Here is a 12,588-nt window from a genome sequence, read left to right as displayed (position 1 = left end):
AATAGCGTCGTCAGGTCCATGGTCGCTTTCCTGATGTCTTGTTGTGTCGCCTCGCCCGGGGCGGCTACTCCAGCCGTACCCAGGGACGAATGCGCCCTGCCCGCTCAGTCCTGCTCGGCTGCCAGCCGCTGATGCCATTGCTCCCGCTGCATACGGTACAGGCGCACCGGCCGCTTGTGGAACTCCAGCGCCTCGAAGCAGCCGAATCCCACCTTCTCCACCACCCGCATCGATGCCGCATGCGCCGACTCGACGATGGCGACGACCGAGTCGAATCGCCTGTCACCGAAGGCGTGCCCCAGCGCAGCAAGAGAGGCTTCGGTCGCCAGCCCCTTCCCCCAATATTGCCTGGCGAGCCGGTAGCCCAGGTTCAACTCCGTGGTGCCTTTGATCGTTTCAGGCGACACGCCGCAGAAGCCGACGAAGTGGTCGCCATGCCGGTCCACCAGGGCCAGCGGCCCCGTGCGGTGCTTGATGTAACAGTCGAAGCACCAGTCAAGGAAGATGCGGGTCGCCATCTCGTCGCAGACGCCGCGCAGCGAATGGCGCATCACTTCCGGGTCGGCAAGCATTGCGGCCAGCGCGGGCAGGTCGCCGGTGCAGAGCGGGCGCAACCTCAGGCGTGGCGTTTCCAGATCGAACATGAGCCTCCCTCAGGCCATCGGCACCTCGATGTCGAAGTGCAGCACGTCCTCGCGAACCCCGAGTTTCGAATAGAGTTCGATGGCGGGTGTATCGCCCAGATCCGCCTGCACGTAGATCACGTAGGCGCCCCGCTGCTGCGCCATCGCCTTGAGCCGTTCGATCAGCGCGGTGGCGATGCCCTCGCGACGGTGCGCCTCGGCCACCGCCAAGTCGTAAATATAGATCTCGCTGCGCTCCTGCTCGAACTTGTGCAGCTCGTAGGCAGCCAGCCCCGCGACTACCTCGCCGTTCTTGCGCGCCACCAGGGCCAGGAAGGTATCGCTGGCCAGCAGGCGCTCCAGGTAGGCTCGTGCGGGGCGGGCCGAGGCGTAGGTCGCCACCTCGTCGAACGCCTCGCCGAACACGGTCAGCAGGTCGTGGAGGGACGGGATATCGTGAGGCGACAGCGTCTCGATGTCGAATCCGGTCGATGGGTGCATCATTCACCTCGCGGCAAGCGGCGGCCCTGTGCCATGCGGCCTGGGCAGGTTGGCGGTGGCATCGTTCTGTTATGCGCCTTCCGATGGCCTATGCTCAAGCTCTTCTACACCGCAAGGATGCGCCTGTTCATGTCACGCTTTCGACTTGCTTCCATCACGGCCTGGCTCGAGCGGCTGAACTGCTCGCCTCATGCCCTGTGGCTGCTGTTCGGCGCCTCGATGCTGGAAACCCTGCTGGTGCCGATCCCCATCGAAGTCATCCTCATCCCCTGGATGCTGTGCCACCCCGAGCGCAAGTGGACGATCGCCGGCGTGGCGCTGGCCGGCAACCTGGCGGCCGCGTCGCTGGGCTACTTGCTGGGCGCATCCGTGATGGAGCAGTGGGGAGATCAGTTGATAGCACTGTTCGGCAGCCAGGAGGCGTTCGACGCCTTCCGCTCCCGACTGCAGGAGGACGGCTTCCTGGCCGTTGCCGCCATCGGCATCGTGCCGATACCTTTCCAGATCGCCATGCTGGCCGCCGGGACCAGCGGCTACCCCTACCCGCTCTTCCTGCTGGCGGCGATGCTGGCTCGCGGCGTGCGCTACTTCGGCCTGGCACTGCTCGTCGCCTTGGCCGGCGATGCGGCGCTCAGCCTGTGGCAACGCCATTCGCGTCCGGTGGGTATCGTGCTGCTGGCGCTGTTCGGCCTCTGGGTATGGTACGAGGTGGCTTGAGGTTCCAGCCAATGCGAACCTCGGACAAGACGGGGTGCTCAAGGCACCCCGTCTTTTCGAGCTTTGAAAGGTACTTAAAACTCAGACCACTCCGGCTCGGCCTGCCTCGATGGCTGCGTCAAACGTTTGGTGATTCTATCGACTTCCTTCGAGACTGCTATAGTGCTGCCTGGCAGGGCCAGGTCTGGAGTACTCTTGGCGGCTCGCGACGTCTCATCGGAGGCGAGCGTGAATAGGGAAACTGCCGATTCCAGCTGTTCGGCCTGGGCCTCGAGCGATGCCGCCGCCGCCGAGGCCTGCTCCACCAGTGCGGCGTTTTGCTGGGTCACCTCATCCATCTGCGACACGGCGGTATTGACCTGTTCGATCCCTGAGCTCTGCTCCTGGGAAGCGGCTGATATCTCATCCATGATGTCGCTGACACGGCGAACCGACGCCAGGATGTCCTGCATCGTATTGCCGGCACTCTCGACCAGCGTGGCGCCCTTGGTAACCTGCTCGCCCGAAGCTTCTATCAGGCGCTTGATCTCGCCGGCTGCGTCTGCACTGCGGCTCGCCAGGTTGCGCACCTCGCTGGCTACCACAGCAAAGCCCCTCCCCTGTTCACCTGCGCGTGCAGCCTCCACCGAGGCATTCAGTGCAAGAATGTTGGTCTGGAATGCTATCGAATCGATGACACCGATTATGTCCGCTACCTTGCGTGAACTCTCGGTGATGCCATGCATGGTATCGATCACTTCCTTGACCACTTCGCCCCCGCGACCGGCAGTAGACGAGGCATCCTTGGCCAGGCTGCTCCCCTGACGTGCATTCTCGGCATTCTGTCGCACTGTGGCAGTCAGCTGTTCCATGCTGGCGGCGGTTTCCTGCAGGGAAGCCGCCTGCTCTTCGGTGCGCGAGGATAGGTCGGCATTGCCGCTGGCGATCTCGCGTGCGCCCACATGGATGGAGCCGCTGCTGTCACGTACCGTGGAGACTGTCTGGTAAAGCCCGGCCTGCATGTGCTGCATGGCGGAGAAAAGCTTGCCGATTTCGTTACGCCCGCGGTCAGCGATCCTGTGTGACAGGTCCCCCTTGGCCATCAGCTCGAAGTGCTGCACCGCTTCATCAAGGGGACGAATGAGGACCCGCATCATGCCTATGCGCACTGCGACGATGCAGAGCACCACCAGCATCAGCACGACGATATCGATGTTGATATAGAGCGACATGGTTGAGTCGAAGCTCGCCAGGAGGTCATTGCCGCGGCCACTGGCATACTGGACAAACGCCTGGCTGGCATCGATGAACTCCTGATTGATGAGGTCGCCGTCTCTCTTGGCTACCCGATAGGCTTGCTCATCGCCACGTTGCAGGGCTGCCAGCTGAGGCTCCAGCCCACGTTGCATCAGCCGACTGAAGATGTCCTCGAGCTCATCGGCATAGGGCTGACCACGAGCTGACTTGGGAAGGGCAACGTAGTTCGCGAAGCGTTCCTGCGCTGTGGCCAGGGAACGCTCTGCAGCCTCCAGAGAACGGGTAGCCAGGGCTCTATCCCCTTCATTCAAGGCGTCGAGATGGTTGAGAAATCCTAGCTGGGTATCGGCAGCGTTCACCTGCGCCCGATTCAACTCATTCAATTGGGAGTTGAACGAGTTCAGTTCCTCCATCGAGGTTTCCCCCAGGGTACTGGCCTGATATCCCAGAAAGGCCACCGCGGCGATCAGCACGGTAAAAGTCACCAGCACACCGGTCAGACCGGCCTTTATCGATAGGTTCATAAGTAAGCGCTGCATTCTGTTCCTCACCTACGGTAGTCGTATCACTGCTTATCGTGGGGATATTTCCTTGCCAAAGGCTGATGGGATCAGCCGGCAATGCAGATATCGGCCAAGCGCAGCAGAAACTAACTCAAGTTAAGACCATCCGGCGGATGCCTTGACTCAAGTCAGGAAAAGGGGGAATAGTAGCAACAATTCTTGACAACTCGGTTGGCACAGCACTGTGACTTCTGGATAAGCAACTGTTTTTAAACGCTAATTATTTGAATTAAATAAAATTAATTAAAAAATTATTAAATTATCTATTTTGCATAACTAATATTCGATATTAATGTTGGAACAATTCGTCGTACTTTTCTTCAAGCCTTCCGTGTCACGGCTTCACTGTTCCGTGCATGCTGCCTCAGCTGCTCGAACTCCTCTACGCTGACGGCATTGCGCTCGGCATCGAGGATGTGTCCGCCGATGGCGGCGATGGACTGGGTGATGTGGATCAGCGTCTCGGGGTTGCGCGCCACGCTGCGCTTGCTGACGAAGTGGATCAGGATGGAGACGCCTGGCACGGTGGGCTGGTCATCGCCTTCGTGGAGGGGCGGCAGGGTACCGGGGGGCGACGAGTTGGCGATGGTGAGCTTGTAGCCGGCGAGCGGGTCGCGAATCTTGTAGACGCCCAGCTTGGCGTCGTAGTTGGCGTTGTACTCCCTGAGCAGGCGGGCGAGGCGGCGGTTGGTGTCCAACCCCGGCCAGTCGAGGATCACGAACAGGCACTGCTTGATCTCCTTGCCCGAGGCGACCTGGAAGCGATGCATCGGCTCGGGCGCATCCGGTTCCGGCCGGGCGCCCGCTTCCGCGCGCGCGGCTTCCTCGGCAGGGGGTGCGGGGGCCGCCTCTGCCACGCGGCGGGTTGCCAAGGGGGCCTGCTCGATTTCGCTGCGAGCGCCACGGCTCTTCACGAAAGCCACCAAGCACACCAACGAGAGCAGCAGTGCCACTCCCGCAACGATCAGAACCGCGACGACCGCATCCATCCTGCGTACCTCTACCTTCATTGGCCCACGGGCAGACTCCACCCGCGCGACATGCCCTACCGCTGCAACGGCTCGCTGCGCAGGCACGCCGTGGGCCTTGTTGTTTTGCTGCAGGCTACGCCGTTACGCTTCGCATCGCTATATGCGCAATCAACGTTAGCTGACGCCTGCGCCCCTCCGTCGCGCCCTATCCCGTGGCCCCGTCGTGCCTGACCGGCCGCGTCACTGACCTTCGCCGGGCCAGCGATCCATCCTACCCGTTCCGTCTTCCCGCTTGCGTTGAAGCATTTCGATGGCAGCCCGGGCGCGGAACCCCCATGCTAAGGGTAACGAAGACAACAGGGAGCCACGCCAGAACAAGTGACACTGGCCGCCAGCGAGCCGGGACTGTCATGCCATGGAATGATGTGAAGGCCAGTGTTGTAGGTGCCGTCAACTCAGGAGCGCTGCCCCGATGGTACGACTCGACAAGAAAGCCAAGCGACTCTATGTGCTGGATACCAACGTCCTGCTACATGACCCCGCTGCCCTTTACCAGTTCGAGGAACACGAGGTGGTCATCCCCATGACCGTGCTCGAGGAACTCGACAAGCTCAAGAACGGCCTGCGCGAGATCGCTCGCACCGCCCGCCAGGTCAGCCGTACCCTCTCCGACCTCACCAACCAGGTCACCTTCGACGAGATCCAGCAAGGCATCCCGATCCCTCGCGCCGGCGGCACCACGCTCGGCAAGCTGAGGTTCCTCTGTTACCCCGAGCTCAAGCCGCTCGAGCACCTCGAGGAGAGCCCCGACAACGTGCTGCTGGCCGAGACCTGCCGGCTGCGCGACGAGCGCCCCGATGCCTCGGTGGTGCTCGTGACCAAGGACATCAACCTGCGGGTCAAGGCCGCGGCCCTGCACGTGCCGGTGGAGGACTACCTGACCGACCGCGCCTTCAGCGACAGCGACGTCATGCTGGAGGGGGTGCGCATCTATCCCGATGCGGAGGGCGGCAGCGGCCCCTGGGGCCAGATGGACGTCGAAGTGGAAGTGGAGCGAGTCGACCGCCACACCTTCTACCGGCTGGAAGGCAAGATTCCCGCCGGCTGGCACCTCGGCATGCTGGTGTCGGACAGCGAGAACGGCGCCAGCTTCGAGGCCATCGTCCGCGAGCTGGGCCCCAGCCAGGCGCGGCTGCAGCTATTGACCAACTACCGCCACAAGGACGGCGTGTGGGGCGTGCACGCCCACGACAGCCGCCAGAACTTCGCCCTCAACCTGCTGATGGACGACGACATCGACCTCGTCACCATCGCCGGCAGCGCCGGCACCGGCAAGACCTACATGACGCTGGCCGCGGCCTTCCAGCAGACCCTGGATGCCAAGCGCTTCGAGCGTATCGTCTTCACCCGGGCGCCGATCTCGATGAGCGAGGACATCGGCTTTTTGCCCGGCACCGAGGAGGAGAAGATGTCGCCGTGGATGGGCGCCTTCCACGACAACATGGACAACCTGCTGCGCGACGAGCATGACGGCAGCACCAGCTGGAGCCAGGACGCCACGCGCAGCCTGATCGGCTCCCGGGTGCAGATCCGCGCCCCCGGCTTCATGCGCGGGCGCACCCTGAACGACACCTTCCTGATCATCGACGAGGCGCAGAACTTCACCCCCAAGCAGCTCAAGACCCTGCTCACCCGGGCCGGGCGCAACACCAAGATCGTCTGCCTGGGCAACGTCGGCCAGATCGACACGCCCTACCTCACCGCCAACACCTGCGGCATGGCGGCCGTGGTACAGCGCTTCAGCAACTGGCCGCACGCCGGCCACGTGACGCTGCGCAGCGTCGAGCGTTCGCGCCTGGCGCTGGCGGGGGAAGAACTGCTGTGAAACCGGCGGCGGGGCCTGGGCGAGCCCCAGGCCCCGCCGCCTAGCCCAGCCACAGTCCCAGCAGCAGCAGCGCCGTCACCCCCACCGCCAGCGGTACGGCGAAGTGGATGAAGCCCCGCTCGGCGTGGGCCAGGCCGTCGAGCCAGTCGATGACACGGTGCTCTACCTCCACCAGCCGCGCCCGCAGTCGCTGGCCGCGGGACTCGAGTGCGGCCTGGGCCCTCGCCAGCCCTGCCGCGGCCCACCCGGCCGCCGCCGCATAGCCCCACCACAGGTCGCCGGCGGGCCACCGCGGCGCCGCAGGTCGCCGGCCGCTGCCGGCCTGCGCCACCCACAGCAGCAAACCGGCAAGCGTCAGGCCCACGAGCGCCGGCCACACCAGCCCAAGCAGGTCCCCCGGGGCCGGCCAAGGGATGCCGGCCTCGCCGAAGGGCAGCCATAGCGGCACCGCTGCCGCCGCCAGCACCGCGCTCAGCCAGGCCAGCGGCATCGGCGCATACCACGCCATGCAGGGCTCGCCCCGCCCTCGCCACTGCCGCCACAGCGCGCGTGCCATCAGCAGCGTACTGCCCACCGCCGCCAGGCTGAGCCAGGTCAGCAGCCAGGCGTGTGCGCTCTCGTAGAGCACCTCTTTCATGAAGCTCTTGGCGATGAGCCCCGAGGCCAGCGCACCGCTCAGCGACAGCGCCGGCAGCGCCAGCAGCGGCCAGATCAGCCAGGCCGGCAGCCGCGGCGGATGCTCGCTGACGCCGACACCGAAGAACAGCGCCCCCTTGGTCATGCCGTGGTGCCCGGCGAACAGCGTGACCGGGGCCAGCAGCGCCGGCCACAGTGAGGGTTCGCTCAGCCCCACGCCGACCAGGCTGGCGAGCATGCCCAGCTGGCTGACGCTGGAGTAGGCGAGCACCGCCTTGGGGTGGCGCTGGCACACGCCCAGTACGGCCGCAACGAAGGCGCCGGCGAGCCCCGCCCCCGTGATCCAGCCTCCCAGCGGCGCGAGCCCAGCCTCGACGACGCCCAGCGGCAGGGTGCTCAGCCAGCCCAGCACGCCGGCCTTGACCATCACGCCGCTGAGCACGGCGCTGGCCGGCGTGGGCGCCACCGGATGCGCCAGTGGCAGCCAGACGTGCAGCCCGACCACCCCCGCCTTGACGCCGAACCCGAGCCACAGCAGCGTGGCCATCCACAGCCCCTGCTCGGCCTCGGCGATGGCCGTTCGCAGCCCGCTCAGGGTCAGCGCCTCGGCGCTGCCCGCCGACCACAGCAGGCCCATCAGAATCAGCCCCTCGCCGACGAGCGCGAGCACCAGGTAGGAGAAGCCGCCGAGCCTGGCCTCGCGACCGCCGGCGTGCACCACCAGGCCATAGGCGGCCAGGGTCATGGTGACGAAGCCCAGGTAGAAGCTGGGGATGTCCTCGGCCAGGATCAGCAGCAGGTTGCCGGCCAGCGTCAGCGGCCACAGCAGCGCGAAGGCCGTCAGCCGGCGCCGCGCCGTTCCCTCGCCGGCCCGGGCCCGGCGCCGTTCATCGGCCAGGTAGCCGCGCGCGTAGCCCCCGGCCAGCAGCCACAGCAACGCGGCGAACAGCAGCCAGGGCCGACGCATGGCATCGAGCTGCCACACGCCCCCCAGCATCCAGCTCTGCATCGACAGCGCCAGCTCGCCGGGCCACAGCGCCAGCAGCAGCGCCGGCAGCGGTGCCGACAGCCACACCGCATCGAGCAGCTCCAGCCGCGGCCGGCCGCGGCGCGGGCCAGACCGGGACAGGGCCAGGGCCAGCCGCAACCCGGCGTTGAGCATCACCAGCAAGGGCCAGAGCGGCGCCAGGGCAAGCAGCAGGCTCATGGCAGGTACTCCTTCGTCGCCATGAACGTCGCCAGGTCCAGCGGGCTGAAGGGAACGCCCGCCAGCAGCCCCACCAGGATGCTGAACAGCGCCGTCGCGGCGGTCGGCAGCAGCAGCCAGGCGCTGGTCTCGTAGCGCCCCAGGCGGCGTTCCTCCGGCCAGCGGCCCCGCCCCTGGCGAAACCACAGCCGGTGCAGGATGGGCAGGAAGTAGGCGGCGTTCAGCAGGCTGCTGGTGGCGATCACGCCGATCACCCAGGGCATGCCGGCCTGGACCGCGCCCATGCCCAGGTACCACTTGGTGATGAAGCCGGCGATCGGCGGCAGGCCGATCATGCCCAGCGCCCCCACGGTGAAGGCCATGCTGGTGAGGGGCATGCGCCGCCCCGCGCCGTCGAGATCCTCGATGCGATGGATGCCGAGCTCCTCGGCATAGTTGCCCGCGCAGTAGAACAGCGTGACCTTCATCAGCCCCTGGTGCATCAGGTGGACGAGCCCGGCGATGGTGCCGAAGGGCCCGAACAGGCTGATCCCGAGCACGATGTAGGAGACCTGGCTGACCGTGGAGTAGGCCAGCCGCGGCTTGAGTTCCTGCTGCGACAGAGCCTTCACCGAGCCGTACAGGATGGTCACGGTCGCAACGACGCTGAGCAGCGTCAGCAGGCCGAGCTCGTGGACCAGTGAGATGCCGTAGACGTCGTAGACCAGCCGCACGATGCCGAACGCCCCCGCCTTGACCACCGCCACGGCATGCAGTAACGCGCTGACCGGTGCCGGCGCCACCATGGCCCGCGGCAGCCAGCCATGCAGCGGCACCAGCGCCGCCTTGACCCCCAGGCCGAGCAACAGCACCAGAAACAGCACGCTCAGCATGGGGTGGGCCTCGGGCCCCAGGTCGGCGAGCCTCTCGCGCTGGCCGAAGGCGACATCGCCCACCAGGGCATGCAGTGCCACCACCCCCAGCAGCAGCACCAGGCCGCCGGTCAGTGTATAGCGCAGGTAGACCTTCCCCGCCGCCAGCGCCTTGTCGTGGCCGCGGTGCACTACCAGCGGATAGGTCGACAGCGTCAGCAGCTCGTAGAACAGCAGGAAGGTGAACAGGTTGCCGGCCAGGGCGATGCCGACCGTGCTGGCCACGCAGAGGCTGAAGAAGCCGAAGAAGCGCTTGCGGTTGGGCGAGTCCTCGAGGTAGCCGATGGCGTAGACCGTGGTGGCCAGCCACAGCAGCGACGAGAGGCCGGCGAACATCAGCCCCAGGGCATCGACCTGGAGCAGGAAGCTGACCCCCTCCACCACCGTGAAGCCGAAGGTGTAGTCGCGCCCCTGGTAGAACCCCAGCACCAGCAGCGCGACCAGCAGCAGCTTGAGCACGGCGGCCGCCAGGTTCACCACCGCCCGCGCCCGCCCGGCCCGCTCCGGCAGGAGGAGAATCAGCGGCGCCACCAGCAGCGAGGTGGCGAGGGTGAACACCGGCAGCCAGCCCTGGCTCATGGCTCGCCCCCCGCACCGCGCAGCAGCGTCACTGGCCAGGCGGCCGCCAGCCCCAGCAGCAGCGCCGCCAGGGCCAGCAGCAGGGCGATGGCGTCCATGCCCAGGGGTACCCGGCGGAACTCGTATTCGGGCGCATCCTCGATGAAGCAGTAGCGGAAGATGCGAAAGACGTAGGCGGCGCTGAGCAGCGTGCCGACGGCGAGCACCGCCACCCAGGGCCAGTGGCCGCCCGCCAGCGCGGCATGCAGCAAGAGCCACTTGGCGGTGAAGCCCATGCTGGGCGGCAGCCCGACCAGGCTGATCGCCGCCATGCCGAAGCTGAGCAGCGAGATCGGGAAGCGACGGCTGGCGCCGGCCAGGCCCTCCACCCGGGACTCACCGGTGGCCAGGATCAGGTTACCCGCGGCCAGGAACATGGCCGCCTTGGCCAGGCCATGGGCGGCCAGCTGCAGCCAGGTGCCCTGCCAGGCCAGGTCGGCCACGGCCGAGCCGGTACCCACCAGCAGCGGAAAGGCCAGCAGCAGGTAGCCCAGCTGCGAGACGGTGGACCAGGCCACCATCTCCTTCAGCTTGACCGAGCGCCAGGCCATCACGCCGCCCCAGATCACCGCGGCGCCGGCCAGGCCGCCCATCGCCCAGGCCGCCAGTGCCGCGGCGGGGACCAGCAGCAGCCACAGCTGCAGGGCGATGAAGAAGGAGGCCTTGATCACCAGGCCGGCATGCAGCGCACTGACCGGTATCCAGGCCGAGGCGTGCACCGGCGCCAGCCAGGCGTGGAGGGGAAAGGCCGCCGCCTTGAGCAGCAGCCCGCCACTCAGCAGCGCCACCGCCACCCACAGCGGCGCACCGGGCTCGGCCGCCTCGGCCAGCCCCGCCAGGTCCAGCCGCCCCCAGGCGCCCAGCAGCAGGGCAACGCCCAGCAGGAAGGCCAGCGACCCCACCAGCGCCAGCAGCAGGTAGCGCAGTCCGGCCACCAGGGCCTCGGCCTTGCCCGGCAGCAGCATCAGCCCTACTGCCGTCAGCCCCATCAGTTCGAGCCCGATGTAGAGCAGCAGCAGGTCGGCGGCGAGCCAGATCAGCATCAGGCTCGAGCTCAGCAGGCCCAGCAACGGCCAGAACCAGGCCTGACCTCGCGACGACGCCTCGACGTCCTCACGCAGATAGGCGGGTGCGTAGATCGCACTGGCCAGGGCAATCACCCCGGACAACAGCAGCAGCAGCAGCGTCAAGCCGTTGATTCGCCAGTGCAGCGTCAGGGGGCCGAACTCGGTCACCGCGCTACGGCCCGCCCCGCCGGCTACCTCGGCAAACAGCCAGCCCAGGGCCAGCAGCGGGAGCATCCCGGCCACGACGACGGGCCAGGTGCGCGCCGGCCGCACGACGGCACCAAGTGCGCCGAGCAGCAGCGGCAGGCCGAGCACGACCCACAGCGCGGCCTGGTGCTCCAGTGGGGCCGTCGCCGGGCTGAGCCCCAGGCGCTCGATCATGCCGGGTGTCCGTGCGTTCGCGCCCTCGCCCCGTGGCGCGCCTCCAGCGCCTCCAGCCGACGAACCAGCAGCGCACCGAGCGCCGTGCCCAGCAGGGCCACCACCAGCCCGGTGATCACCAGGCCGTGGGCGGCGGGCAGCGCCGCGGGCTCGGCCAGCGACATCAGGAGCAGGAAGATCCCCGTGCCGATCACATTGAACGCCAGCAGCCGACGCAGCAGGTGGCGATGCAGGGCGAAGGCCCACAGCCCCAGCCCGAGCAGGACGAAGCCGGCCGGACGCAGCGAACCGACACCCTCGCCCAACGCCGCCAGGGCCACGCCCAGCATGGCGAGCACGACCAGCGCCGGCAGCAGGCGCGCCAGGGCCAGCCGCCAGGTCAGCGGCAGCGGGTCATGCCAGCGGGCGAAGAAACCACGGGGGCGCCTGACGAGCGGCGTCATGCCCAGGGCATGGAACAGGAAGGCGCCGGTCAGCAGCGCGCCCAGCACCAGCTCGAGCAGCGCCAGCCACACCAGCCCCAGGCGGGCCCAGGCCAGGGCGACCACCAGGGCGAAGGTCACGAACCAGCTGCACGCCCGCACCAGGTGGCGGTCGAACAGCGACAGCGCGGCCAGCAGCAGCAGCGCGGCGGCCAGCAGCGTCTCCTCGAGTGGCGGCATGTCGACCGCACCCTAGTGATGGTTGCGGTTGACGACCTCTTCGATCATGGCCTCGAGTTCGTCGCCCGGGCCGTGCTCCAGCATGGTCTGCGCTTCGTGGTAGAGGCACAGGAAGCGCTTGCAGGAGGCACAGAACACCTTGTCGTCGGGGTTATGTACCTTCGAGACACGGTACAGGTGGCTACCGCAGCTCGGGCAGGCCACCGGCAAACGCAGCTCCTCGGAAATATCGGGCATCATCACGCTCTCCTTGTGCTGACTGGATGTGCTGACGGACCAGGCGTCTACCTGGACCTTGGGATCGATCCTGCCTGACTCAACCCCCGGGGACCAACCCGGGCTCAGGCAGTCCCTACCCCCAGCCTGTCAGACTCCGCGCCGGCCTGCCACGTTGATGGCAACCTCGCCCTGCCTCAACCCGCCAGCCACAGCCCCAGGTTGAGCAGCGCCAGGCTCGCCAGCAGCAGCATGACATTGAGCCCCAGCAGCGGCAGCAGCGGCGCCAGCGCGCCCCGCTCCACTTCCGGCGGCAGCCGCCACAGGCCGCGAACCAGCCAGGCCAGGGCCGGTAGCGCCAGCCACATCAGCCAGGCGCCGGCGGGCAGCGCCC

The 12,588-nt window shown here is 67.1% G+C and carries 11 protein-coding genes and 1 pseudogene; 2 read left to right on the top strand and 10 right to left on the bottom strand.

Features of this window, described 5'->3' with window-relative positions; genetic code table 11:
* Positions 1-104: 104 nt before the first annotated feature.
* Both DIS04_RS20070 and DIS04_RS20065 read right to left on the bottom strand, forming a co-directional pair.
* A complete protein-coding gene (locus DIS04_RS20070) occupies positions 105-644 on the bottom strand; it encodes a GNAT family N-acetyltransferase (protein ID WP_111415564.1) in 540 nt (179 codons plus the stop codon).
* Positions 645-653: 9 nt separating this feature from the next.
* Entirely contained in the window at positions 654-1,124 is a 471-nt protein-coding gene (locus DIS04_RS20065) for an AAC(3)-I family aminoglycoside N-acetyltransferase (RefSeq protein WP_111415563.1), read from the bottom strand.
* Positions 1,125-1,253: 129 nt separating this feature from the next.
* Here DIS04_RS20065 and DIS04_RS20060 point away from each other — a divergent pair, with 129 nt between their 5' ends.
* Entirely contained in the window at positions 1,254-1,841 is a 588-nt protein-coding gene (locus DIS04_RS20060; protein ID WP_111415565.1) for a YqaA family protein, read from the top strand.
* A gap of 74 nt (positions 1,842-1,915) precedes the next feature.
* Here the strand turns inward: DIS04_RS20060 and DIS04_RS20055 are convergent, their stop codons facing one another.
* The gene (locus tag DIS04_RS20055) at positions 1,916-3,616 is read right to left on the bottom strand and encodes a methyl-accepting chemotaxis protein (protein ID WP_111415562.1); all 1,701 of its coding nucleotides are present in this window, start codon (positions 3,614-3,616) and stop codon (positions 1,916-1,918) included.
* A gap of 344 nt (positions 3,617-3,960) precedes the next feature.
* Positions 3,961-4,629 (bottom strand): cell division protein ZipA C-terminal FtsZ-binding domain-containing protein, encoded by a 669-nt coding sequence (locus DIS04_RS20050; protein ID WP_162623133.1) that lies wholly within the window; start codon positions 4,627-4,629, stop codon positions 3,961-3,963.
* Between the two features lie 454 nt (positions 4,630-5,083).
* On the opposite strand from DIS04_RS20050, the gene DIS04_RS20045 reads away from it, so the two are divergent.
* Positions 5,084-6,496, top strand: a complete 1,413-nt coding sequence (locus tag DIS04_RS20045; RefSeq protein WP_111415560.1) for a PhoH family protein — start codon at positions 5,084-5,086, stop codon at positions 6,494-6,496.
* Between the two features lie 40 nt (positions 6,497-6,536).
* Here the strand turns inward: DIS04_RS20045 and DIS04_RS20040 are convergent, their stop codons facing one another.
* From DIS04_RS20040 to DIS04_RS20015, 6 genes and pseudogenes are all read right to left on the bottom strand, one after another.
* On the bottom strand, positions 6,537-8,339 hold the full coding sequence (locus DIS04_RS20040) for a complex I subunit 5 family protein (RefSeq protein WP_111415559.1): 1,803 nt from the start codon (positions 8,337-8,339) through the stop codon (positions 6,537-6,539).
* On the bottom strand, positions 8,336-9,829 hold the full coding sequence (locus DIS04_RS20035) for a proton-conducting transporter transmembrane domain-containing protein (protein WP_111415558.1): 1,494 nt from the start codon (positions 9,827-9,829) through the stop codon (positions 8,336-8,338). The genes DIS04_RS20040 and DIS04_RS20035 overlap by 4 nt, the downstream gene beginning before the upstream one ends.
* Positions 9,826-11,316, bottom strand: coding sequence for a complex I subunit 5 family protein (locus DIS04_RS20030; protein WP_111415557.1), 1,491 nt, complete (start codon positions 11,314-11,316; stop codon positions 9,826-9,828). Before DIS04_RS20030 ends, DIS04_RS20035 begins: the two co-directional genes overlap by 4 nt.
* Entirely contained in the window at positions 11,313-11,978 is a 666-nt protein-coding gene (locus tag DIS04_RS20595; protein WP_179951317.1) for an NADH-quinone oxidoreductase subunit K, read from the bottom strand. The genes DIS04_RS20030 and DIS04_RS20595 overlap by 4 nt, the downstream gene beginning before the upstream one ends.
* A gap of 12 nt (positions 11,979-11,990) precedes the next feature.
* Complete coding sequence (locus tag DIS04_RS20020; RefSeq protein WP_245904652.1) at positions 11,991-12,215, bottom strand: hypothetical protein; 225 nt, start codon at positions 12,213-12,215, stop codon at positions 11,991-11,993.
* A gap of 176 nt (positions 12,216-12,391) precedes the next feature.
* Positions 12,392-12,588, bottom strand: a pseudogene (locus DIS04_RS20015) (prenyltransferase); the annotation flags it as partial.

This window comes from Billgrantia lactosivorans (assembly GCF_003254665.1).
Classification (GTDB): Bacteria; Pseudomonadota; Gammaproteobacteria; order Pseudomonadales; family Halomonadaceae; genus Halomonas; species Halomonas lactosivorans.
Note: the sequence above shows the minus strand (reverse complement) of the source record. Positions and strands in the feature narration are given on the sequence as shown.